This window comes from Shewanella sp. 4t3-1-2LB (genome assembly GCF_017368415.1).
GTDB lineage: Bacteria > Pseudomonadota > Gammaproteobacteria > Enterobacterales > Shewanellaceae > Shewanella > Shewanella fodinae.
Genome location: NZ_JAFNJD010000056.1, coordinates 1 through 24,041 on the forward strand (window position 1 = coordinate 1; position 24,041 = coordinate 24,041).

Genomic DNA, 24,041 nt, shown 5'->3' on the forward strand with positions numbered 1-24,041 from the left:
CTGCGGCAGTGTGATTGCGGCTCACCGAGCCAGCGGAACAAACTAAAACAAGCTAGCTGGAGCGATGACTACCGTGAAAAAGTGTTCTTTGGTTAGAAATTGCTCAAAGTGTGCTCCGACCCTGGTCTATAATTAAGCCGCTGTTTTTCCCGGACTCAACACGGAGAGCCGCTGAATGACCATTCCTGTACTGATATGTGATGACTCTGCGCTGGCACGCAAACAAATGGCACGCACGCTCCCCAAGGAGTGGGATATTGAGATCACTTATGCCACCAATGGTGCAGAAGGATTAGAAGCAATAAAAGCCGGCAAGGGCGAAGTTGTCTTTCTCGACTTAAACATGCCGGTGATGGATGGTTACGAGGTACTACGTACGGTACAGCAGCAAGACTTGCCAGCGATGATCATCGTAGTGTCGGGCGATATTCAAATGCAGGCGCATCAGCGAGTGAAAGCCCTTGGGGCGCTGGATTTTATTCAAAAGCCCGTCAGTGCAGATGCCATTACCAATATCCTGGAAGAGTACGGAATTCTGACATTAGCGGTAACAAATGCCCCCGCGACGGAAGAAGCTCCGCTGCTTGAAGTGGATCTGCGCGATGCCTGTCAGGAAGTTGCCAACGTTGCCATGGGACGGGCAGCGGATCTGCTGGCCAAACTGCTGGACGTGTTTGTGCTGTTACCAATTCCCAACGTTAATGTGTTAGAGGTTAGTGAACTGACGATGGCATTAAAAGCCACCGAAAGCAGTACAAAGGTTTCGGCGTTATGTCAGGGATTCATTGGCGCCGGGATCGCCGGTGAAGCATTACTGATTTTCCATGACTCCAGTTTCGCCGATATGGCGCACTTGATGGGCATGGCTAACCCAGACAATACCAATACCGAAATTGAAGTATTGATTGACACTGGTAACGTGTTGATTGGAGCTTTTCTCAATGGCATATCAGAACAGTTGGACATGAACTTCAGTCAATCTCATCCTGTGGTCCTTGGCCGTCACTGCACGGTAAATGATCTGGTCCACGATAATTCCAGTCGATGGAAGCGGACATTGGCAATGGAGATCAACTACCGTATCGAAGGCCACAATGTACAGTGCGATCTGTTGCTGCTGTTTACTGAAGACTCCCTGCCGACAATGAATTTTAAACTCGGCTACCTGATGAACTGAAACGGATACTGCGATGACTCACGATGCTGACCCAATGAACGAACTGCACTGGTTGATTGATATGGTACAGACCATAGAAGTAGGTCTAGTGGTGCTCGACCGCAATTTCAATATTCAGTTGTGGAATGGTTTCATGGAGAACCACAGCGGTATTTCCCCCAATGAGCTTAAGGGCGATAACCTGTTCCAACGCTTTCCAGAGTTACCTGCCGATTGGCTACGGCAGAAAATGGAACAGGTTTTTTTGCTAAAAAACAATGTCTTTATCAGTTGGGAACAACGGCCTTATATCTTCAAATTCAACAACTATCGCCCCATTACCGGCCGTGCTGAATTCATGTATCAGAACATCACGCTGTTGCCTTTGAGTTCACTCAGTGGCACCAGTCACATCAGCATGATCATCTATGACGTTACCGATATCGCCATCAATAAAATGCAACTGACAGCCGCCAATGAGCAGTTACAGCAGCTGAACCAGCGGGATGAGCTGACACAACTGTTTAATCGTCGCCATTGGCAGGAATTGGTGCAGCAGGAATTTGCTCGTTTCAGCCGTTATCAGGAACCCACATCACTGTTGTTAGTAGACATTGACCGACTGAAAACCATTAATGATCAATATGGCCATGTTGCTGGAGACAGAGCTATCCAACATATGGCCCACCTCATCGGCCGCAACTTGCGCAGCACAGATATGGCTTGCCGTTATGGCGCCAACGCATTCGCACTGCTACTACATCACAGTAATGCTCAGCAAACGCTACAGCTTGCGGCCAGACTGCAATCCAGTCTGGCACAGACACCGTTGCAGTTTAATGGTGAACAACTGACATTTACGTTCAGTGCGGGTGTTTGCCCGCTGGATGAGGAATGTAACAGTTATGACCTTTGGTTGGATAAAGCCGATGAAACACTGGCAAAGGCCAAGATGGCAGGTAGAAACCAGACGATTCTCACTAACGGCTAAGTGATAAAAAACACCGCACTAGACGGTGTTTTTTATCATATTCAGGAGATACGTTGCACCTTGCCACCAAGGCCGCTGAACTTATCTTCAATATGCTCGTAACCACGATCCAAGTGATAAATGCGATCCACCACAGTGGTTCCTTCTGCAACTAAGCCTGCAATCACCAAACTAGCAGAGGCTCGCAGGTCGGTGGCCATGACCTGCGCACCGTTAAGCGATTCACGTCCATGAATGATGCAGGTATTACCTTCCAACTCCATACTGGCCCCCATTCGGTTTAATTCGGGAACATGCATAAAGCGGTTTTCAAAGATAGTTTCAGTGATGGTGCTAGTGCCTTGCGCTAAGGCATTGAGCACACAAAACTGCGCCTGCATATCGGTGGGAAACCCAGGATATGGCATCGTTTTCAAGCTTACCGCTCGTGGACGCTGGCCTTTCATATTCAGTTCAATCCAGTCACTACCAACGGTAATCTCGGCTCCGGCTTCTTGAAGCTTCACCAACACCGCGTCCAAAGAGGCCGGATCCGCATCCAGACAGCGAATGCGACCACGGGTAACGGCAGCGGCGACAAGGAATGACCCGGTCTCAATCCGATCAGGCATCACCCGATAGTGACAACCATGCAGTTTTTCCACGCCTTGAATACGGATAGTGGCCGTGCCTGCACCTTCAATACGAGCACCCATAGCAATAAGGCACTTCGCCAAATCCACAACTTCAGGCTCTCTCGCAGCGTTTTCAATGATAGTTTCACCATCTGCCAGCGCAGCAGCCATCAGCAGGTTTTCCGTCGCCCCGACACTGACCATATCCATAAAGATATGAGCGCCTTTGAGACGGCCATCAATGCGAGCTTTAACATAGCCCTCTTTCACCTCAATGTGAGCTCCCATCAGCTCTAATCCGTGCAGATGCAAATTCACCGGTCTAGCACCGATGGCACACCCCCCTGGCAGCGACACATCGGCAGTACCATAACGGGCTAGCAAAGGGCCAAGCACCAATATAGAGGCGCGCATGGTTTTTACCAGATCATAGGGCGCACAAAACTCATTAATATTTTTGGCATTAATATGCACAACGCCATTTGCTTGTTCTAACACCTCGGCGCCAAGACAACGCAGCAACTTACAACTGGTAGTGACATCCCGGAGATTGGGAACATTGGAAAGAATGACCGGCTCGTCAGTAAGCACCCCCGCCATCAAGATAGGCAAAGCAGCATTTTTGGAACCGGAAATCACGACGTTACCGGCAAGTGGACCACTTGCCTGAATGGTTAATTTATCCACATCAACTCTCTACACTGGCATATTGAAGATCTTTTCACGCTGCCACTGCGCAGGAGTAAAAGTCTTGATACTGAGGGCATGCATCTCACCGCTGGTAATACGGTCCATCAATGGTGCATAAATTGTCTGTTGTTGCTTAATTTTGCTCATACCTTCAAAGCAATCACCAACAGCAACAATCTTGAAATGAGTCCCTTCCACCGTCACATAGACTTCGGAAAGAGCCAGTGCGTTGCGTAAAACAGTTTCGATCTCTTGTGTATCCATCAGCGAATATACCTTGTCAGGCGTTGCTTACTCAGTGAAAAATTCTTGCAGATCATAAAGATCTATCAAACGTTTAACTTGGGGTGATGGTGCACTCAGGCGCAATTGAGATGGATGCTGACTCAGCAGTTCCAGCAGAAACGCCATACCAGCACTGTCGCTGTAATCCAGTCCGCGCAAATCTAGGGTCTGGGTGTCCGCCGCTAGCAGTTGAGTGCGTTGCGCCCATAACTGTTTGACATCATCCTGACTCAGCCGACCTACGATCTGGCAGCTGTCACCCAGTTGCTTGAACTCTATCACAGCGCATCCTTACCTTTAGGGGCATTGAAATCGATATGGATATTGCCTTTGTCTTTCAGCATAGCAATCACTTGATCAATGCCTTTCTCGCGCACCATAGCGGTGACTTCAGACTGCTTAGAGTTCAGCAGACTTACGCCTTCTGCCACCATATCAAACACTTTCCAAGTGTCATCTTTTAGACGGCGAGCCCGAAAATCCAGTTTGATTGGCGGACGGTCATTGTCCACGATCTGTACACCGACATCCACCATGCGTTCGCCGGAATAATCACTTTCTGGATCAAACTTCAGTTTCTGATCAGTGTAAGCGGTAAAAGCTTGGGCATAAGTTGCAACCAGATAACCTTCAAATGCGCTGACAAAGTCATCACGCTGCTCTTTGGTGGTTTCCTGCAAATAAGGACCGAGAACCTTATAAGCCGCATAACGTGTATCTACATAGGGCATCAACTCTTCAGACACGACGGTTTTCAGATAGTCAGGTTGAGCCTTGATTTTATCCTGATCCTGCTGAAAACGGGCAAAAGTCTGGTCAGCCACTTCCTTAATCATGGCATAAGGATCTTTGTACTCTTTGGTGGCTGCCTGCGACGCCATTGGTAATATCAGAAAAGCTGTCGCAACCACACCGATTAATTTTTTAAGCATAAGGGACTCCTTATTTTTTATCTTTTGAACCGGCGCTGTATAAGAACTGACCGATAAGATCTTCCAGCACCAGCGCAGAATGAGTATCGTAAATGCGGTCACCATCTTTTAAGGTGGCAACATCGTCATCGACAAACCCAGGGGTCAATCCCAGAAACTGCTCGCCTAGCAGACCTGAGGTTAATACCGACAGACTGCTGGTTTCCGGAAACTTGTTGTAGCGCTTATCCATGGTCAGGGTGACCACAGGTTCCATTTTTTTCGGATCCAGTGCAATACCACTTACGCGGCCAACAACCACTCCCCCAACTTTCACTGGAGAACGCACTTTAAGCCCACCCACATTGCTAAATTCAGCTGTCAGCGTGTAGGTATCACTGGAAGTTTGTACCTCAACATTGGCAACTTTGTAGACCAACACCAGAAACGCAGCCAACCCTGCCAGCAGAAACACACCTACCAAGAATTCAATTTTTCTTGTCAACATAATCAGTTACCAAAGTTAAACAGTCATTATCCATTACTTGCCAAACATCAATGCTGTCAGCAAAAAGTCCAGTGCCAGAACCGCTAGGCTTGATTGCACTACGGTCTGAGTTGTTGCCCGGCTAATACCTTCCGGATTAGGTACCAACTGGTAGCCCCGATACAATGCTATCCAGGTCACCACCCAAGAAAATACAAAGCTTTTGATCAGACAGTTCACAATATCCTGCCGCCACTCTACGGCAGCCTGCAGAATTGACCAGAACGCACCGTCATCAATGCCCTTCCACTCAACACCGACCAAATAACCGCCATAAATACCGACAGCGGTAAACATTAGGGCTAACAATGGCATACTTAAAAACCCAGCCCAGAAGCGCGGCGCAATAACCTGTCGCAACGGATCTATTGCCATCATCTCTAGGCTCGACAGCTGTTCAGTGCTCTTCATCAGCCCTAGTTCTGCGGTAAGCGCCGAACCTGCTCGACCCGCAAATAATAGTGCCGTCACGACTGGCCCTAGTTCTCGCAACAAACTTAGTGCCACCAAAGGGCCGAGACTCTGCTCCGTGCCAAAATCAACCAAAATGGTGTATCCCTGCAACGCCAACACCATTCCAATGAACAGGCCGGAAACCAGAATGATCACCATTGACTGCACGCCTACCACATAGATCTGTTTGACCAGCAACGGCGTACCTTTTCGGGGTCTTGGTATTTGCACCAAGGCTCCCCATAACAACAGCCCGGCTTTTCCCAAACCGGCAACCAACCCCAGCGCATCGCGCCCGAGATCAGCAATAGAATCAGTCAGACGCACCCAATAACTCCTTCTGATAATCCATAGCCGGATAGTGAAATGGAACCGGACCATCCGGTGCGCCATCAAGGAACTGTCGCAGTTGCGGATTATTAGCATGTCGCAGCTGTTCAGGGGTTCCCTCCGCAATAATGCGTTTATCGGCAATGATATAGACGTAATCAGCAATGCTTAACACTTCGCTGACATCGTGCGAAACCACAATGGAGGTGAGTGACAATGCATCGGACAATTCCCGGATCAACTTCACTAGCACCCCCATGGAAATGGGATCCTGACCAGTAAAAGGCTCATCATACATCACCATTTCTGGCTCAAGTGCTATAGCACGGGCCAGTGCCGCTCGCCGCTGCATACCGCCAGACAGTTCACTCGGCATCAGCGAAGCCGCACCACGTAACCCTACAGCCTCTAGTTTCATCAGCACAATCCGACGAATAATGGCTTCAGGCAAACCGGAATGTTCACGTAAAGCAAATGCGGTATTATCAAACACATTCATATCAGTAAACAGCGCACCGCTTTGGAACAGCATGCTCATCCGTTTGCGCACTTCAAATAGTTCACTACGTTTGAGCTGATGAATATTTTTGCCCTCAAACAGCACCTCACCACTATCTGGCGTTAGCTGACCACCAATTAATTTCAGCAGGGTCGTTTTACCAATACCACTAGGCCCCATAATGGCGGTGACTTTGCCTTTGGGGATGCTCAGACTGATCTTGTCGTAGAGCACCCGAGAGCCCCTACTGAAACTGAGATTCTTCACTTCGACCAATGCGGTCTGGGTTTGGCTCATGTTTGATTCCAGTTCTAATATTCCTGTTAAAGATAAATGGGATTTATCGCCGCTCCCATTGCTAGCGCAACCCCAAACTAACGGAGAGAGATTCTAGATTGCCGAGAACTAAACTTTGGCGATCCATTTCGTCCTGAAACATCATAACTATTCATCATGTTAGTTACGCCAATCTGAACCGTTACTGAACAGCTGCCGGTGAACAGCAAGCCGTGAACAATAAGCGATAAATTGTACGCAATCGGGTTACTCGACACAACAGGCTTACCAGGTTGGGCGTTGTACCCTTTCAATTTGCAGCAAATACAGCGACAATGCACGGCAGAATCCGGGGAAAACCGATTGTGCAATGCTATTTAATATATTTTTGCTTTTGGCCGGTTTGCTATTTCTGGTTTGGAGCGCAGACAAATTTGTATACGGATCAAGCGCTTTAGCTAGAAATCTGGGACTTCCACCATTGTTGATTGGTTTGACGATTGTGGCAATGGGGAGTTCCGCGCCTGAAATGTTTGTGGCGGTAACGGCATCCTTGTCAGGTCGTCCAGACACGGCGATAGGTAATGTATTGGGCTCCAATGTTGCAAATATTGCGCTAATTCTCGGCATTACTGCATTATTCGGCGCAATTCGTGTCAGTTCCCAAACCCTGTTCCGGGAAATTCCGCTGATGCTAATTGCCACATTAGTGGCAGGCTACTGCCTACATGATCAGCAGTTCAGTCGCGCAGAGGCCTTGTTGCTGCTACTGCTGTTTATTGGCTTGATGGGGTACCTCATCTGGCATGCCATCGCTAACCGAGCCAAAGATCGTCTGGCGGATGAAGCCGAGCAAGATATTCCGCGAGATGTTGCCACTTGGAAAGCGTTGTTCTGGATTGCCGTAGGCATAATCTTATTGCCCATATCAGCCAACTGGATGGTAAACGGTGCCGCGGGTATTGCGCAGTACTTCGGGCTGTCAGATCTGGTGATTGGCCTGACAATTATTGCCGTTGGTACCAGCCTGCCTGAATTAGCAGCCTGTATCATGGGGGTGCTGCGGCGAGAAGAGGACTTGGCAATAGGCAATATTGTTGGCTCCAACCTGTTCAATATACTCGCCGTATTGGCAATTCCTGGATTGATTGCACCTGGAACAGTAGACGCGGCCGCTGCCAGCCGAGATTTTTACATGGTCTTAGCAACCAGTACCGCCTTGGCATTGTTCATTCTGTTGAGCGGCAGAAAACACCGCTCACTTAGACGGTGGCATGGCGTAGTGTTATTGATCACTTTTGTGTGCTATCAGGTTAGCCTGTTTGAGCATCATCAATAAGCGCCAAACAGATGGAAGAGAGAAAGATATGACAGATGCAAATCAGATGCGTACGTGGGGACGCAAAGTCATTGATATCGAAATGCAAGCGTTGGACAACTTGTACCAATATGTAGATTCGCCTGAATTTGCCGAAGCTTGCGAAATGATTTATCGCTGTAGCGGCAAGATCATCGTCATGGGTATGGGCAAGTCAGGCCATATTGGCAATAAGATCTCAGCCACACTAGCCAGCACGGGGACACCCGCCTTTTTTGTGCATCCAGGCGAAGCCAGTCACGGTGATCTTGGAGTAATCAGCCATAATGACATTGTGCTAGCAATATCCAATTCTGGGGAATCCCACGAGATCCTGACACTGATGCCTGTCATTAAACGTCAGGGGATCCCTGTGATCAGCATGACCGGCAATCCTGAATCCACGATGGCAAAACTCGCACAACTGCATTTGTGTATCAAAGTGCCAGAAGAGGCCTGTCCACTTGGACTGGCACCGACATCCAGCACTACCGCAACGCTGGTGATGGGCGATGCCATCGCGATAGCGCTGTTACAAGCCAAAGGTTTTACCAAAGATGATTTTGCCTTGTCGCATCCAGGAGGTGCACTTGGCCGCAAACTGCTGCTGAAAGTCGAAAATGTGATGCACAAAGATCAGGATATTCCGCTGGTTCATCATGATATTTGCATCACCGATGCGCTGTACGAAATCTCTAAAAAAGGGCTTGGCATGACCGCTGTGGTGGATGCCGATAATAAGCTGGTGGGAATTTTTACCGATGGCGACTTACGACGGGTTATCGATGCAGATGTCAATCTGCGTACAACCCGCATTGCTGATGTGATGACTCGCAACTGCATCACTGTCAAAGCCAATATTCTTGCCGCAGAGGCGTTAAAAATCATGGACGATCGCAGCATCAATGGGCTGATTGTTGTCGATGCTGATAACCGCCCAGTAGGCGCACTCAACATGTTGGATATGGTGAACGCGGGAGTTATGTAATGAGTCGTGACAGTTTCTATGGACCAGTCTCTGAGACGGTATGGCAAGCGGCCCGCCAGATCCGGTTACTGATCTGCGATGTCGACGGCGTATTCTCTGACGGACGCATCTATCTGGGAAATCATGGTGAAGAACTCAAAGCTTTTCACACCCGAGATGGTTATGGTGTGAAAGCCTTATTAAATGCTGACATCCAGGTTGCCGTGATTACCGGGCGCCAATCACAGATTGTAGAAACGCGTATGATGGCTTTGGGAATACCTCATATATTTCAGGGTATTGATAATAAGCTGGAACCTTTTGAGTGGCTATTACAACACTATCAACTGCAACCACAGCAGGTGGCCTACATTGGAGATGATATGGTTGACTTACCCGTGATGCAGCGCGTAGGACTCAGTGTCTGCGTCGCGGATGGTCACCCCAGAGTCAGACAACTGGCACATCTGGTAACGTCTCTTAATGGTGGTCATGGTGCTCTGCGGGAACTAGCTGATTTACTACTATTGAGCCAAGATAAAATTGATTCGGCACACGGCATGAGTATATGAACAGAGTCACATTGGCAATTATTGCTTTTTTTACCGCTGCCCTGATCTTGTACTGGCAAGTTCAGAATAAGCGTAATACCGACGCGAGTCTGCAGAACTCTGATGTGGTACGTCCTGATTACGTTGCCGATGATTTACACAGTGTCAGTTATGATGAAAACGGCATGATCTCTAGTCGGGTGTCAGCCAAACACATGGAACACTACGAACAGGACGATCGCACCGTTTTTAGCAGCCCAGTGTACTGGATCTTTCCCGATAAAGGTCAGGCTGAATGGCGCATGACCGCAGAACAGGGACTACTGGACAAACGCAGCAACAAAGTGGTTCTGGAAAATAATGTTATTATTGATGCCATTAGTCCCACAGAGCCCATACAGTCTATCAGCACCAGTTATCTGGAATTAAATCTTAGTAATATGATTATGACCTCAGATAAAAATATACTGGTCAAGGGACAGGATTTTGATATTACAGGTCAGGGGCTGTACGCCGACCTCAACGCTCAGCAAGTGAAACTGCTTAGTCAAGTAAAAGGAACCTATGAAACCAAATAAGCTTTTTTTCGGTGCACTCCTGTGCCTCACCAGTCTGGCAGCATCCGCCGTAGATAAAGATCTGTTGCAGCAGGTGAAGATTTCTGCAGATTCGCAGGATGCCGACATCAAAAACAAGCAGGTCGTTTATAGCGGACATGTGATCGTCACGCAGGGTTCGATGAAGCTTACCGCCCAGGAACTTAACGCTTCCAGTACCGATAAAGACGGCGAGCGGGTGTTGGTTGCCAAAGGATCTCCAGCGACTTTTCGTCAGAAACTGGAAGATGGCCGCATTGCGAACGCCAGCGCCAACGAGATCCACTACAACATCAACAAACGTATTCTGACACTCATTGGAAAAGCGAGGGTGGAACAGGACGGCAGTCTGTCTACTGCAGAAAAAATCGTTTATGACCTAGAAAACCAGCAACTGCAAGCTACCAGTAGTGGTCAAGGTGAAGATCGGGTTACCACGGTAATTCAGCCGGAAAATTACCAGCAAGATATCAAAAAGGAACCCAAGCAGGAGCAGCAATGAGCACTACCCTGACCGCCCAGAATCTCGCAAAAAGCTATAAAAAAAGAATGGTCGTGAAGGACGTCAGTCTGTCGGTGAAAACTGGGCAGATTGTCGGATTACTCGGTCCCAACGGCGCAGGCAAGACCACTACGTTCTATATGGTCGTAGGACTCATTCAGAGCGATAAAGGGCGGATCTTCATCGACGATGATGAGCTGACCATGGATCCCATGCATCTGCGTGCCCGCAAAGGCATCGGTTATTTGCCGCAAGAAGCCAGTATTTTCCGTAAACTCACGGTGCGAGATAACATCATGGCAGTACTACAGATCCGCAAGGGTCTGGATCGTGATGGCCGTGAAGAGCAGTTGGAACAGTTGCTCGAAGAGTTCCATATCACTCATATTCGCGACAGTTTTGGGATGTCACTATCGGGCGGTGAAAGACGCCGAGTTGAAATAGCCAGAGCCCTCGCGGCGGATCCAAAATTTATTTTGCTGGACGAACCCTTTGCGGGCGTGGATCCCATATCGGTCATCGATATCAAAAAAATTATTGAACAGCTGCGTTCCCGCGGACTGGGAGTGCTGATTACCGACCATAATGTGCGTGAAACACTTGATGTGTGTGAGCGCGCCTACATCGTTAGTCACGGTCAGTTGATCGCAGAAGGCTCCCCTGCTGAAATCCTCGATAATCAACAAGTACGTGCAGTGTACTTAGGAGAGCAATTCAAGCTATAGTAACCACCTTTGGGTAGGCAATTCTAATTGTTAAAGACTGTAATTACTGGATTTTTTATTACACGATAGGATGTAGGAGTAAGCGGTAACATGAAAACGTCACTCCAGTTAAAGCTGGGTCAACAGCTGACTATGACACCACAACTGCAGCAGGCAATCCGTTTGCTGCAGTTGTCGTCGCTGGAGTTACAACAGGAAATTCAGCAGGCGCTGGAAGCCAATCCACTATTGGAAGTCAATGAAGATAGTCAATTAGCCGATGACGACAATGATGTGGATAATGATCTCGACACGCCAACCATCGACGTTCAAACGGAAGACAGTTCAACTATTGAGACTTCCGATGCGTTAACCAGCCAATCCCTGCCAGAAGAACTGCCAATGGACACCACTTGGGATGAAGTCTTTACCGCAGCACCTGCTGCCCCTGCGGGTCCTATCCGCGATGATGACACGCCATTTCAGGGAGAAACCTCCGAAGGATTACGTGAACATTTGGAATGGCAGAAAAACCTGACACCGTTTTCCGAAACCGACTCAGCCATTGCCACCGCCATTATTGAGGCCATTGATGATCAGGGTTATCTGACTCAAAGCACAGAAGAAATTCTGGAAGCCATGGGCAATCCTGAGATTGAATTGGACGAAGTAGAAGCCGTACTGAAACGCATTCAGCACTTTGACCCTGTGGGGGTTGCTGCTCGAGATTTACGGGAATGTTTGCTGATCCAGCTGTCACAGTTCAGTGAAGACACACCGCATTTAGAAAATGCCATCATGTTGCTGGAGCAACACCTCGATCTGATCGCCGCGAAAGATTATCGCACCTTGATGCGTAAAACACGCCTCAGAGAAGAAGATCTACGAGATGCCATCGTGTTGATCCAGACACTCAACCCTCGGCCCGGCCTGTTGGTACAGCCACAGGACGAGGAATATGTGATCCCGGATGTCAGCGTCTGGAAAAAGAATGGCCGCTGGATTGTCGAACTCAACCCAGATTGTATGCCCAAACTGAGTATTAATCAGCAATATGCCGCCATGGCGCGCAGTGTTCGCAGCCAGTCAGACAGCCAGTTTATCCGCGGACATTTGCAGGAAGCCAAATGGTTTATCAAGAGTTTGGAAAGCCGCAATGAAACCTTGCTGAAAGTTGCTAATTGTATCGTCCAGTTTCAACAAGGCTTCTTTGAATATGGTGAAGAAGCCATGAAACCAATGGTACTCAACGATATCGCCGAAGCGGTCGATATGCATGAATCGACGATTTCACGAGTGACGACGCAAAAATACATGCATACTCCTCGCGGTATTTTTGAACTGAAATATTTCTTTTCCAGCCATGTTGGCACCGATGATGGCGGCGAGTGTTCGTCAACCGCCATACGAGCCTTTATCAAGAAACTGGTCGCAGCAGAGAATCAGAAAAAGCCGCTCAGTGACAGCAAAATGGCACAGTTGCTGGCGGAACAGGGAATTAACGTGGCAAGACGGACCATTGCAAAGTATCGTGAAGCCATGCTGATCCCGCCCTCAAATCAGCGTAAGAGTTTGTAATTCCACAGTACCCCTATGGAGGACACCCCTATGCAAATCAACCTGGCAGGCCATCATATTGAGATCACCGACTCGTTGCGTAGCTACGTGGAGAGTAAATTTGCAAAACTTGAACGTCATTTCGAACAGATCAATAATGTGCATGTCGTACTCAATGTAGAAAAAGCTATACAAAGAGTCGAAGCCAAGCTACATCTGAACGGTGGCGAAGTGCACGGCACCGCAGAGCACACCGACATGTACGCAGCCATTGACGCTCTGATTGATAAATTGGATCGTCAGATCATTAAATACAAAGAAAAGCTGACAAAATACTCATGATGGAACTTAGTACCGTCCTGCGGCCGGAGTGTACCACCTGCGCCACACCCGGCAGCAAGAAAAAGGTATTGGAGCTCATCAGCGAACTCGCCGCGGCCCAGTATCCCAATCTGTCGTCCCAAGCCATTTTTGAAAGCCTGTTGGCCAGAGAAAAAATGGGAAGCACGGGCATAGGCAATGGCATAGCCATTCCTCATGGTCGTATGCCGGACATAACTACCCCGATTGCAGTGCTGGTGAAATGTAACGAGCCGATTGCTTTCGATGCCATTGACAACCAACCGGTCGATATCCTGTTTGCCCTAGTGGTGCCCGCAGATCAATGCCAGCAGCACCTGAGCACCTTATCGGCAATGGCTGAAAAACTCAGTGACAAGCAGATACTTAAGCAGTTGCGCAAGGCGACCACCAAAGAAGAATTGTATCAGGTGATCACCGGATGAAACTGGCCATCGTCTCCGGCCGCTCCGGCTCAGGAAAATCTGTAGCATTGCGAGTACTGGAAGACATGGGCTACTACTGCGTCGACAATTTGCCTTTACCCATGATTGGCAGTTTGCTGGATAATCTTCGTGGCAGTAATGAGTTGGTGGCGATTAGTGTCGATGTGCGGAATATGCCTAACCAGGATAAAGTGCTCGAGGGCCAGCTAGGAAAACTGCCCCAAGGCACTGAGGTCATCAGCTTTTTCCTGAATGCATCTGATAAAGTGCTGTTAAAACGCTATAGCGAAACCCGGCGCCTGCATCCATTATCTAAAAGTAAAATTTCGCTAAAAGATGCTATCGAGCAGGAAGGTAAACTACTCGCCCCGCTGTCACAACTGATGGATCATTACATAGATACCTCCACGCTGAATATCTATGAACTAAGTGACACAGTACGGGAGATTTTACTGGGAAGTGCCACCAAAGAACTGGTGATCAACTTCGAATCCTTTGGATTTAAGCATGGGTTGCCCGCAGAAGCCGATTTCGTGTTTGATGCACGTTTTTTACCTAATCCCCACTGGGAGCCTCAGCTCAGACCACTGACTGGGTTGGATGAACCGGTACGTGAGTTTCTCAACCGCCAACCGCTAGTAAATAAGTTTATCTGGCAAATAGAAAACTTGCTCGATACATGGTTACCCCATCTGGAACGCAATAACCGCAGTTACCTTACCGTAGCCATTGGTTGCACCGGCGGACAACACCGCTCCGTTTATGTAGCAGAGCAACTTGCAAAGCGTTTCAGCAACAGTAAGCATAAAGTTCAGGCACGCCACCGGGAACTCGAACATGGCAAGAATTGAGCGAGAAATCACCATTCTCAATAAGCTGGGATTACATGCCAGAGCGGCGACAAAACTGGCCATACTCGCCAATGAGTTTGACGCTAATATCTTTCTGATCCAAGGTGAAAAAAAAGCTTCTGCTGCAAGCGTGCTCGGGTTGCTGATGCTGGAAACCGGCATGGGTAAAAAAATCCGACTAATTGCGGATGGTCCTGATGCAGAACCAGCAATGGAAGCCATCTGCAATCTGATCAATGCCCGCTTCGATGAAGCCAGTTAACCGTTTTTCGCCCCGCCAAATCTCTACGTCAAAATAAACGTGATTCCATCATTCAACAAAGGCTAAGAAGGTGCATGACACTCAGCCATAGTGATGACCTGAGTATCGAGCAAATCTAACTAGCAAACGGCACTGTGATATTGGAAAAAAGGCCGCATAATGCGGCCTTGGCAGGATATCGATATTACTGTGCTAGTGGACTTAACACAATTTCCACTCGACGATTCTGGGCTCTGCCAGCAGCATTGCTGTTACTGGCAATCGGATTGCTTTCTCCTGCCCCCCGCGTCACCACACGCTGACCTGCAACGCCTTTCTGGATTAGATAGTTACCTACAGAAGAAGCGCGCACCTGCGACAGGCGCAAATTATAAGATTCAGAACCCGTGCTATCGGTATAACCAATAATATTCAGTTGAGTTTTGGGGTATTCTTTAGCCACCAACGCTACACTGTCCAGCACCTGCATGGCTCCGCCGCTCAGATCTGTTTTGTCCACTTGGAAGGTAATCTCATTTGGCATATTCAAAATAATGTTATCACCGGAGCGGGTTACACTAACACCTGAGGCGGATAACTGCTGACGCAGCTTAGCTTCCTGCACATCCATATAGTAACCAACGCCGCCACCGACTGCGGCACCAGAAGCAGCGCCAATCAATGCACCTTTACCTCGATCATGTTTACTGGAAGTCGCAACACCAACAAGGGCACCAGCAGCAGCACCAATCAGTGCCCCACTCGTTGCTTTAGAGGTCTGTTGTTCATTGGTATAAGGGTTAACGGTTGTACAACCGGCGGCGAAAAACATTATCAATGCAGCAGAAGTCAACGGCATCATAACCTTGTTCATGGTGGGTTCTCCTTAGTCTCGCCGTGAATAATTATGGCATCAGTATATAACCATCCACCGGCAAGACAACGGCGTAGCGAATGCTGATCTGTATAATTTGCAGCTTATTCAGGCTCGATTCAGTTCCTCATCACCTATATTTCTGCCTTTTTGGCAAAGGTTACGCACCAAATAAGTGCATCACGCACATTCATGGTACGACCTAAAATTTTCGCATTTTCGCAGAAAATCCGTATCTATATGATTTTAAATAATAAAAAATATTTAAAAAAATTGGCACAGTTCTTACATACATAGAAAGTAGTATTCCGACACAGCAGGAGGTAACGATGAAAATCATTTATCAGTTTTTCCACAGCTGGCGGCAACACTGGCAAAGCTATAAACACCTTGGCATTAGCCAGTGGGATATTGAGTAACAAATTCAGCAGTATAACGAGGTAATTCAGGAGGTGAAGATGGAAATGACAGATACCCTTCGGCATCAGGCAGTCATCGAAGTCACCCATAATGGGCGGTTGCTGTTTGATGTGGCCCGTCAATATGGACTCCCGACCAAAACTTTATATATGTGGGTACGCCAGAGTCAGCAAGCAACCGATACATCAACGCCATGGCTCTATGTATCCAATGTGATGTCACAGCTGAAAGCTAGGTATTTTAACTAACGGTTTCGACAAGTTTGAACTGAACTAATAACAGTTATCGCCCCCAACGATAGAAAAAGTGTGCTCCCCAAATTTTGCGCTTTTCTAGGTTCATTCTTGTCATTTTTATTCGATACCAGTTGCAGGAGCTAACTGGTGGCAACGCAAGGAAGCGGTCTGCCAAGGTTTCGACCTGAGTGGGCTGAACAAAAATATTTGTTATCGCCCCCAACGATAGAAATGTGCAAATAATAAAAATAACGCGCGAATTCTAGGTTCACTCACGTCGTTTTTATTCACGCAGGCTCAACCTGTGTAGCTTATCTGGGCTAGTTTTAGCCGCGATAAGAAAGTTTGGGCAGAGTTAATAGGTGAGAGTGAAAGTATCGCCCCCAACGATAACTAACTCATTAATAAAAATAAAATTATAGATTTTACCTATTATCTCTGCCGTTTTTATTCAACCCAACTCTACGACGAGATTGTGGTAACCAACATGACAGGAGCGGATCGGAAGTTTATCCGTATATACCGCACCAAAAACAATAAAATATGCAACCACATTCTGAAGGTTCGCTCCTGTCGCCTCATCAAAGTTACTCACGCCATGCCCGGGTCATCTCGCGTTTGCCCAAAGCGCCAGGATATGCTTTTACCGTAAACCCAACCGCTTTTAGGTCACGCTTAAACTGACCACTGGCACAATATGACACCAGCATTCCTTGAGCTTGTAACAGCTGATAGCATTTGGCCAGATTGTCCTGACACCAAACATCGGGCTGTTTATTCGGTGCAAAGGCATCAAAGTAGATCAGATTGAATTGTTGCGGAGATAACACGACATGCTCCAACCGCATGTGACATTTTGTCAACCAGAACCCGGGCAACAACTCACAGGCTTGTTCCCAAGGCGTGGAATGCAGCATGTCAAACAACGGTGCGTAAGATGGCGCAAGCAATTGCTGATAGTTGAGGCGATGAATCAAGTCCGGCGCCAACGGATAGGGTTCAATACTGACATAACGCACAGTTAATGGCGGTTTATTATCAGACTGACGCTGTTGATTAATTTCTTGAAAATGTCCCAACGTCAACAATGCGTTTAACCCGGTGCCAAAGCCCACTTCAAAAATAGACAATTCGGTAAATGTCTCAATGACAGCATCAAACCCTGCTGCTATATAAACATAGCGAGACTCGGCAATAGCACCTTTGTGTGAGTGGTAAGTCTCATTCAACTCGGCATTAAATAATGTATGGGACCCGTCATCGGTCACCTGCAAGGATACCCTTTCCATAACTACCAGAATGTTTTCGTTTTAATAGCTCAGATTATCCGGCTGGGTAGCACTGTGCTGCAAGAATTGTCTTAGATAATCAAGAATCACATATCGAACAAGCCACTTTTGACTACACTTTAATCAAAGATCACCAATGCACTGTATTTACATATGAAATGTCTATGGCAATCGATGTTGATAGTGTGCTGCTGTCTCCTATCTCAGAGTATAACTGCTGGCACCACTATCCAGTTAGTCGCCGGAGAGAGAGAACCGTATATTGGTCAACGATTGCAGAATCAGGGGTATGTCAGTGAAGTAGTCACCCAAGCATTTGCCCTTTCTGGATATCAGGTAGAAATTACCTTTTACCCCTGGGCAAGAGCACTCGCACTCGCCACACAAGGACGAGTAGATGGCATAGTGCCGGTATACCAAGATACTGAACCCGGTACCCTATTGTTTTCAAATGCGTTTCCTGGCGATGCGTTAGGATTACTGAAGCATCGTGATGACCCTTTCCGTTATCCCACTTCACCGACCGACCAGCTAGAAAAAGCTTTGTCACCGTTGGCTCACAGCGTGGTGGGAGTAGTCAGAGGGGGACTGACGATCCCCCATTTCAATCAGTTGGTTGCGACGGAGTTTGCTACATCAGACCTGCAAAATCTGGATAAACTTTATCACGGACGAGTGCCATATATTCTCATTGATAAATATACGGCAGTAGATCTGATGGTTGGCCATCGACCTCAGTACATCGGTGAGTTGGAGTTTGTGCAACCGGCTCTAGTGGAAAAGAGTTTTCACGTTGCCTTCCCATTACAGTCAGCTCGTAGCGTAAAACTGCTCAAAGCTTTTAATCTTGGGCTGCAACAGATGCGCAAAGACGGTACCCTTTTTGCGTTAAGAGCGAAGCATGGATTACTGCTGAGTTCAGACGCTCAAACTCACAAGGTGAGGTTGACAATAGGCTCAGTGGATAACCCGGATATGCGCATCATGCAGCGTCTAGGTACCGTATTTGAGCAACAGCACCCAGATATTGAGCTCAATTGGGTATTTCTGGAAGAGAGTATCCTCAGACGACGTTTACTTGGCGACCTAGCAATTGCGGATGGCGTGTTTGATGTGATGACCATTGGTAACTTTGAGACGCCAATCTGGGCTCGTCGCCATTGGCTGAAACCGTTAAAGCAACTGCCACATAGCTATGATCTGAATGATATTTTACCGATGAACAGAGCAGCACTCTCGTTTCAGGGACAGCTATTTGCCCTACCGTTTTACGCAGAAAGTGCCATGACCTTTTATCGCAAAGACCTGTTTGCCAAAGCTGGGCTAACGATGCCGACACAGCCTACATTCGCCGACATCGAGACCTTAGCGGCAAAACTTCATGACCCGACCAACCAACTATACGGCATCTGTTTACGTGGTGAACCCGGTTGGGGTGGGAATATGGGACTGATCACCTCATGGGTACATGCTATGGGTGGACGCTGGTTTGACGAGCAATGGCAGCCACAGTTGTTATCTCGTCCATGGCAGCAGACATTGGAACTCTATCAGCGCTTACTAAGACAATATGGTCAACCTCATGCGACCCAAAGTGGTTTCATCGAAACACTACAACTGTTTGCCGAAGGGCATTGCGCTATCTGGGTGGACGCAACCGTTGCCGCAGGTTATCTATTTGATAAGCAGGTTTCTAACGTAGCAGAAACAACCGGATTTGCTTCTCAGCCGCAAGGGGAATTACCCTCACAATGGCTTTGGATCTGGGCGTTGGCAATACCTAACTCCTCAAAACAGCAACAAGCTGCACAACGTTTTATCGAATGGGCGACCTCCAAATCTTATGTGAAGTTGGTTGCGGACCATGAAGGTTGGGTCGCAGTACCACCCGGGACCCGCCTCTCAACCTACCAACATACCGAATATCAACAACAAGCGCCTTTTGCCTTAACGGTACTGCAAGCGTTACAACAGAATGGAGAAGAAAAAAGAACCCTGCAACCAGTGCCATACGCTGGCACCATTTTTGTTGGGATCCCCGAGTATGCGGCTTTTGGCACCAGCGTTGCCAATCGAGTGGCCGAAATCATTGACGGGAAACTGAGTGTTGATGCAGCGTTACAGCAGTCACAGGCAATAGTGCTAAAACAGATGCAACAATCTGGCTATATCAACATACATCAGGAAGATAATAACAAGCAACCATAACCCAATCACCTCCCGTCCACGTTCATGGCTTACGCTTAATCACCGTAGGTGCCCGCTTCTGAGGCTTTCTCAGCAATACCATCATGAGTAACATCAGTACACATAGGAACATCATTATTCGAAAGTCCTGCAGGTATCCCAGTAGCGATGCCTGATACGTCACTTCATTGTTGAGTTTGACCAAACCTATGGTCGTAGAGAGATCTGCTGCACCCACATGCGCAGCAGCCTGGAGCGCCTTATTAAAAGGAGTAATGTAATCAGCAAACGCGGCATGATTAATCTGGACCCGCTGAGACAGATAAGTCGTGACGGCGGAAATGCCGATGCTACTGCCAATATTTCGTATCAGGCTATAAAGCGCCGTTCCCTCATTACGGAACTGCGGTGCCAGCGTTGAAAAGCTGATGGTTGATAACGGAACAAATACCAGTCCCATCCCCAGACCTTGGATAACGCCGGTGTATATAATCTCCCAACGACTGACATCAATTGAGAAGCCCGTCATTTGCCACAACGATAGGATCATCAACAGCAACCCGATGACTATCAGATAACGTAAATCCACTTTATTTGCCAGCTTGCCCACCAGCATCATTCCAGCCATAGTGCCAAAACCGCGCGGCGTTAACAGCAATCCCACATCAATCACCGGGTACCCCATCAGGTTTTGCAAATAAGGAGGTAGCAGCGCCATCGTCGCTAGCAACACAATTCCGATAATAAAGATAAAGAGTAACCCGATAACAAAGTTACGATCGCGGAACATCTGCGGCTCAAGAAACGGTTGATTAGCGGTAAACATGTGCACGATGAACATATACATGGTCAGCACAGCCAAAATGGCTTCCACCATAATCTCCATGCTGGCAAACCAGTTTTGTGACTCGCCACGGTCCAAAAACAGTTGCAGGCTACCAATAGCGATTGCCAACAACATAAAGCCAAACAGGTCAAACTTACGCTTGGGATCTAATGGTGTTTCCTTAACAAAAGTAGCAATGCCCAACCAAGCCAGCACCCCAAACGGAATATTAATATAAAACACCCAACGCCAGTTATAGTACTCCGTTAGCCAGCCACCTAAGGACGGTCCAAGAATCGGCCCGACCATTACTCCTACCCCCCACATTGCCATGGCTGAACCATGCTGCTCCGTAGGATAGGTATCCAGTAAAACCGATTGTGACAACGGTACTAGGCTGGCACCGAAAATACCTTGTAGCAGGCGAAAGATCACTATCTGATCCAGTGTTTGCGCCGCACCACATAACGCGGATGTGATGGTAAAGCCAACCACTGACCACAAAAACAGCTGTTTTCGTCCAATACGAGCGGAAATAAAACCGGTCATAGGCATAGCGATTGCAGCCGCCACGATATAGGAAGTCAGCACCCAAGAAACTTGATCCTGAGTCGCACCCATAGCCCCCTGCATATGCGGCAATGCCACATTCGCGATTGTGGTATCAAGGGCCTGCATGATAGTGGCCAGCATCACCGATAAGGTCACCAAACCACGGCTTACCCCTTGGTTTTCTCTCTGAGTCACACGCAATCCTCGAGTCAGAATGCCAAGTGGCGCTGGTGGTGAGTATCGATGGTAACAACGGCGCTGAGGCCCGCGCGTAATTTAGGGGCCCCGGGCAAAGGGTCAATATGGATACGGATGGGTAATCGCTGGCTGATCTTCACCCAGTTACCGGTGGCATTTTGGGCGGGGATGACCGAAAACTCCGAGCCAGTGGCAGGACTAAGGCTGCTTACGGTGCCATGCCAAGTGTAATCTGGTTGATAATCCACGTTGATTTCAACATCCTGGCCGACGCGAACATAGGTGAGATCCTTTTCAGTGTAGTTAGCTTCCACCCACAAATTATCGTCAGCAACTAGCATCATCGCGCTGCTGCCGGGGTTCACATACTCCCCCTTTTCCAGCACGTTCGTCACAATGCCACTCGATGGTGCATAGATATCAACATGTTGAAGATCATTACGCGCTTTTTCTAAAGACGCTTGTGCTTTTTTATACTTAGCATTCTGCGCTATCGGAGCGTTGACATCGCCTCCCAGCCCTTCTGCCGCCAGTTTCAGCTCGGTATACAAAGATTCAATCTGCAACTGTTGCTGTTCAGTATCTTGCCTGGCCGCATCGTAATCAGAGTCGGAGATATAGTGCTGCTTCAGCAAATTCTGTTTACGCTGTTGTTCCCGCAACAGGTACTGATATTGATTCTTAGCGGCGGCAATGCTTGCCAACTTGGTTTGCACATTGGCCTTCAGCACCTTTAGCAAGTTAACCGTGTCGCTAAGATTCGCTTCCGCTTCCGCCAATGCTATCTGATAAGGTTTTGGATCAAGCTGAAATAGCAACTGACCGGTTTTCACCTGTTGGTTATCTCTCACTAGAACGTTAATAACTTTGCCAGAAATTTCACTGCTGATCAGTGTCTTATCTGCTTTCACATAAGCGTTATCAGTTTCGACATAACGTCCGCCATGGAGATACATAGCCAATGCGGCACCGACCAACAATACTGGCACCACAAACAGCATTACGATGCGTTTGCGCTGACGACCAGCACGGTGAACATGAGAATTTTCCTGGAGATGAGTGTCTGCCGCAGACATAAATATACCCTGATTATTCTTTTGATAAGTTATTGTGGATGGATTGCAAAACCAGCATGAAATTATCTATCTGCTCTTCAGATAAACCGGCAAGAGCATGCCCCCAGACCTCCTGGGACGCTTGCAGAACCTTATCCTGTATCGGTTTGGCATTAGCCGTGGTATGAATTAAGTGAGCCCTGCGATCGATGGGATCCCGTTTTCTAACCAAAAAGCCTGCTGCCACTAATTGATCAATGACTCTAACCAGCGTCATCGGCTTGATTTCCAAGCGCTCAGCCAATTCAACCTGACGAATTCCTTCATTTACGGAGACACACTTCAGCGCTCGAGCTTGCGCCAGCGTAAGACCACTTAGTTCTGAACGTTTTTGAAACGTTCTGCGAAGCAGACGCATAACATCGGCCATCAGATAGCCAATACTTTGTTGAGGCATAGATGTAACTCCGACGATTATCACAACGAAGAGAAGAAAGGTGTGAATAATAAGTAATGCTTATTATCTGTCAAGCTAACTAATATAATGACTGCAACAATCGCCTACTCTATCAGTGACAATCTGTGTTCATCACTGTCATGTAAACAGTTGCGAAATTTAGTAGATTCGGGGATCCCTGCGTTGTTAAATGGTGCTCACCAAAAAAAGTTTCGCACTGAAATCTCCATCCCAAACGGCTGTCTTCTGATCAGCTATCTGTATTACCCGTAACGGTATTGAGCGCATATTTGACAGGAGATTCGCCCAGCAGGCTTGAGACACCGATTTCTGCGAGCGAACTGACAGCTCCCAGCGCCCCACCATAAATTGAGCTGCCAACAACCTGAGGGACAAAGCCAATTTCATCACCAGTCAGATCACGATAGTAGTAGTTAATTAATGGAATATGCTGCAACGGATTCACCACATCAAGGATGTCGCCGAAACTGAATTGTTGGCCATTAGTAAATGGTTGCAATAAACCATCACCACTGCTGTCGCTGGCTTGGGCAGCACCGCCGGTACTGTCACTTGGGACCGCTTGTGTGGTGGTACTGGGTGTCCCAGCCGCATCCATCGGATTAAACACTTGGGTCAGACTGTTGCTGATCTTTGATTGGTAGAATGAGGTTAATAGGCCGTCGGCTAACCCCTCCCCCAATAAACTCAGACTATCATTGCTCGTGCTTGCTGAGGCAGCGGTTACCCCACTAGATACTTTATCCAAAGCATTCTCGATGACCTGTCCAAACATCGAGTCCAATCCTGTAGACAGATCCACACTGTCATTCACTTTGGCGGCTGTTGTTGCGGATGAAGAGGAGGATGTGCTGTCAAACCAAGAAGGGATAAAACTACTGATATTCATCGTTTTTCAGTTCCAGAAATTGTCTAGTTGTACAACATCTCGGATTTGTGCATATTCCGGAGTGGTCCGGACACCGATTCCGGGATTATCCGGACACTCATTCCGATTTAATCCGGACACCTTTTCCGGAATAAACCGGCCATTTTTCCAGTAACTCCGGAATCCCTGTCCGGT

The 24,041-nt window shown here is 47.8% G+C and carries 28 protein-coding genes; 15 read left to right on the forward strand and 13 right to left on the reverse strand.

Annotated features, from left to right (window positions below; translation table 11 throughout):
• Positions 1 to 175 precede the first annotated feature (175 nt).
• Positions 176 to 1,177, forward strand: a complete 1,002-nt coding sequence (locus J3L11_RS16975) for a response regulator (RefSeq protein ID WP_189616923.1) — start codon at positions 176 to 178, stop codon at positions 1,175 to 1,177.
• Positions 1,178 to 1,190: 13 nt separating this feature from the next.
• The gene (locus tag J3L11_RS16980) at positions 1,191 to 2,147 is read left to right on the forward strand and encodes a diguanylate cyclase (protein WP_207571742.1); all 957 of its coding nucleotides are present in this window, start codon (positions 1,191 to 1,193) and stop codon (positions 2,145 to 2,147) included.
• Positions 2,148 to 2,188: 41 nt separating this feature from the next.
• Here J3L11_RS16980 and murA read toward each other — a convergent pair whose 3' ends face one another.
• The 7 genes from murA to mlaF all read right to left on the reverse strand — a co-directional run bounded on the left by murA (position 2,189) and on the right by mlaF (position 6,773).
• Complete coding sequence (gene murA, locus J3L11_RS16985; RefSeq protein ID WP_189616921.1) at positions 2,189 to 3,448, reverse strand: UDP-N-acetylglucosamine 1-carboxyvinyltransferase; 1,260 nt, start codon at positions 3,446 to 3,448, stop codon at positions 2,189 to 2,191.
• A 9-nt stretch (positions 3,449 to 3,457) separates the two neighbouring features.
• The gene (locus J3L11_RS16990; RefSeq protein WP_133037322.1) at positions 3,458 to 3,715 is read right to left on the reverse strand and encodes a BolA family protein; all 258 of its coding nucleotides are present in this window, start codon (positions 3,713 to 3,715) and stop codon (positions 3,458 to 3,460) included.
• A 27-nt stretch (positions 3,716 to 3,742) separates the two neighbouring features.
• Entirely contained in the window at positions 3,743 to 4,018 is a 276-nt protein-coding gene (locus J3L11_RS16995; protein ID WP_133037323.1) for an STAS domain-containing protein, read from the reverse strand.
• Positions 4,015 to 4,617: an ABC transporter substrate-binding protein gene (locus tag J3L11_RS17000; protein WP_229799873.1), complete on the reverse strand. Its 603-nt coding sequence runs from the start codon at positions 4,615 to 4,617 to the stop codon at positions 4,015 to 4,017. The genes J3L11_RS16995 and J3L11_RS17000 overlap by 4 nt, the downstream gene beginning before the upstream one ends.
• A 61-nt stretch (positions 4,618 to 4,678) precedes the next feature.
• Positions 4,679 to 5,155 carry an outer membrane lipid asymmetry maintenance protein MlaD gene (gene mlaD / locus J3L11_RS17005; RefSeq protein ID WP_189616918.1) on the reverse strand — a complete coding sequence of 159 codons (477 nt, stop codon included), beginning with the start codon at positions 5,153 to 5,155 and terminating at the stop codon, positions 4,679 to 4,681.
• A gap of 33 nt (positions 5,156 to 5,188) precedes the next feature.
• Positions 5,189 to 5,974, reverse strand: a complete 786-nt coding sequence (gene mlaE, locus J3L11_RS17010) for a lipid asymmetry maintenance ABC transporter permease subunit MlaE (RefSeq protein ID WP_207571744.1) — start codon at positions 5,972 to 5,974, stop codon at positions 5,189 to 5,191.
• Positions 5,961 to 6,773, reverse strand: a complete 813-nt coding sequence (gene mlaF, locus J3L11_RS17015; RefSeq protein WP_189616916.1) for a phospholipid ABC transporter ATP-binding protein MlaF — start codon at positions 6,771 to 6,773, stop codon at positions 5,961 to 5,963. Before mlaF ends, mlaE begins: the two co-directional genes overlap by 14 nt.
• Positions 6,774 to 7,122: 349 nt before the next feature.
• Here mlaF and J3L11_RS17020 point away from each other — a divergent pair, with 349 nt between their 5' ends.
• The 11 genes from J3L11_RS17020 (at position 7,123) to J3L11_RS17070 (ending at position 14,884) form a co-directional block, all read left to right on the forward strand.
• On the forward strand, positions 7,123 to 8,091 hold the full coding sequence (locus tag J3L11_RS17020; protein WP_207571745.1) for a calcium/sodium antiporter: 969 nt from the start codon (positions 7,123 to 7,125) through the stop codon (positions 8,089 to 8,091).
• Between the two features lie 28 nt (positions 8,092 to 8,119).
• Positions 8,120 to 9,097: a KpsF/GutQ family sugar-phosphate isomerase gene (locus J3L11_RS17025; RefSeq protein ID WP_207571746.1), complete on the forward strand. Its 978-nt coding sequence runs from the start codon at positions 8,120 to 8,122 to the stop codon at positions 9,095 to 9,097.
• Positions 9,097 to 9,648 (forward strand): 3-deoxy-manno-octulosonate-8-phosphatase KdsC, encoded by a 552-nt coding sequence (gene kdsC, locus J3L11_RS17030; protein WP_207571747.1) that lies wholly within the window; start codon positions 9,097 to 9,099, stop codon positions 9,646 to 9,648. Before J3L11_RS17025 ends, kdsC begins: the two co-directional genes overlap by 1 nt.
• On the forward strand, positions 9,645 to 10,205 hold the full coding sequence (lptC, locus tag J3L11_RS17035) for an LPS export ABC transporter periplasmic protein LptC (protein ID WP_207571748.1): 561 nt from the start codon (positions 9,645 to 9,647) through the stop codon (positions 10,203 to 10,205). Before kdsC ends, lptC begins: the two co-directional genes overlap by 4 nt.
• Positions 10,192 to 10,725, forward strand: coding sequence for a lipopolysaccharide transport periplasmic protein LptA (lptA, locus tag J3L11_RS17040; RefSeq protein ID WP_189616911.1), 534 nt, complete (start codon positions 10,192 to 10,194; stop codon positions 10,723 to 10,725). Before lptC ends, lptA begins: the two co-directional genes overlap by 14 nt.
• Entirely contained in the window at positions 10,722 to 11,450 is a 729-nt protein-coding gene (gene lptB / locus J3L11_RS17045) for an LPS export ABC transporter ATP-binding protein (protein WP_189616910.1), read from the forward strand. The genes lptA and lptB overlap by 4 nt, the downstream gene beginning before the upstream one ends.
• A 90-nt stretch (positions 11,451 to 11,540) precedes the next feature.
• Complete coding sequence (locus tag J3L11_RS17050; protein ID WP_189616909.1) at positions 11,541 to 13,007, forward strand: RNA polymerase factor sigma-54; 1,467 nt, start codon at positions 11,541 to 11,543, stop codon at positions 13,005 to 13,007.
• 30 nt (positions 13,008 to 13,037) lie between these two features.
• On the forward strand, positions 13,038 to 13,328 hold the full coding sequence (hpf, locus tag J3L11_RS17055) for a ribosome hibernation promoting factor (RefSeq protein WP_133037335.1): 291 nt from the start codon (positions 13,038 to 13,040) through the stop codon (positions 13,326 to 13,328).
• Positions 13,328 to 13,771, forward strand: coding sequence for a PTS IIA-like nitrogen regulatory protein PtsN (gene ptsN / locus J3L11_RS17060; RefSeq protein WP_133037516.1), 444 nt, complete (start codon positions 13,328 to 13,330; stop codon positions 13,769 to 13,771). Before hpf ends, ptsN begins: the two co-directional genes overlap by 1 nt.
• Positions 13,768 to 14,622, forward strand: coding sequence for an RNase adapter RapZ (gene rapZ, locus J3L11_RS17065; protein ID WP_189616908.1), 855 nt, complete (start codon positions 13,768 to 13,770; stop codon positions 14,620 to 14,622). Before ptsN ends, rapZ begins: the two co-directional genes overlap by 4 nt.
• The gene (locus J3L11_RS17070; protein WP_133037337.1) at positions 14,609 to 14,884 is read left to right on the forward strand and encodes an HPr family phosphocarrier protein; all 276 of its coding nucleotides are present in this window, start codon (positions 14,609 to 14,611) and stop codon (positions 14,882 to 14,884) included. The genes rapZ and J3L11_RS17070 overlap by 14 nt, the downstream gene beginning before the upstream one ends.
• A gap of 184 nt (positions 14,885 to 15,068) precedes the next feature.
• On the opposite strand, the gene J3L11_RS17075 is transcribed toward J3L11_RS17070, so the two are convergent.
• Positions 15,069 to 15,737 (reverse strand): OmpA family protein, encoded by a 669-nt coding sequence (locus tag J3L11_RS17075; protein ID WP_133037338.1) that lies wholly within the window; start codon positions 15,735 to 15,737, stop codon positions 15,069 to 15,071.
• A gap of 458 nt (positions 15,738 to 16,195) precedes the next feature.
• Here J3L11_RS17075 and J3L11_RS17080 point away from each other — a divergent pair, with 458 nt between their 5' ends.
• Positions 16,196 to 16,405: a transposase gene (locus J3L11_RS17080; RefSeq protein WP_189616907.1), complete on the forward strand. Its 210-nt coding sequence runs from the start codon at positions 16,196 to 16,198 to the stop codon at positions 16,403 to 16,405.
• A 575-nt stretch (positions 16,406 to 16,980) separates the two neighbouring features.
• On the opposite strand, the gene mnmD is transcribed toward J3L11_RS17080, so the two are convergent.
• Positions 16,981 to 17,682 carry a tRNA (5-methylaminomethyl-2-thiouridine)(34)-methyltransferase MnmD gene (gene mnmD / locus J3L11_RS17085; RefSeq protein ID WP_189616906.1) on the reverse strand — a complete coding sequence of 234 codons (702 nt, stop codon included), beginning with the start codon at positions 17,680 to 17,682 and terminating at the stop codon, positions 16,981 to 16,983.
• Positions 17,683 to 17,835: 153 nt separating this feature from the next.
• Between mnmD and J3L11_RS17090 the strand changes: the two genes are divergently transcribed.
• Positions 17,836 to 19,890, forward strand: coding sequence for an extracellular solute-binding protein (locus tag J3L11_RS17090; protein ID WP_189616905.1), 2,055 nt, complete (start codon positions 17,836 to 17,838; stop codon positions 19,888 to 19,890).
• 22 nt (positions 19,891 to 19,912) lie between these two features.
• On the opposite strand, the gene J3L11_RS17095 is transcribed toward J3L11_RS17090, so the two are convergent.
• The 4 genes from J3L11_RS17095 to J3L11_RS17110 form a co-directional block, all read right to left on the reverse strand.
• Positions 19,913 to 21,442, reverse strand: a complete 1,530-nt coding sequence (locus J3L11_RS17095) for a DHA2 family efflux MFS transporter permease subunit (RefSeq protein WP_347566521.1) — start codon at positions 21,440 to 21,442, stop codon at positions 19,913 to 19,915.
• A gap of 14 nt (positions 21,443 to 21,456) precedes the next feature.
• Complete coding sequence (locus tag J3L11_RS17100; protein WP_207571749.1) at positions 21,457 to 22,521, reverse strand: HlyD family secretion protein; 1,065 nt, start codon at positions 22,519 to 22,521, stop codon at positions 21,457 to 21,459.
• A 13-nt stretch (positions 22,522 to 22,534) separates the two neighbouring features.
• A complete protein-coding gene (locus tag J3L11_RS17105) occupies positions 22,535 to 22,957 on the reverse strand; it encodes a MarR family transcriptional regulator (RefSeq protein WP_207571750.1) in 423 nt (140 codons plus the stop codon).
• A gap of 250 nt (positions 22,958 to 23,207) precedes the next feature.
• Positions 23,208 to 23,867: a hypothetical protein gene (locus J3L11_RS17110; RefSeq protein ID WP_207571751.1), complete on the reverse strand. Its 660-nt coding sequence runs from the start codon at positions 23,865 to 23,867 to the stop codon at positions 23,208 to 23,210.
• Positions 23,868 to 24,041: the final 174 nt, after the last annotated feature.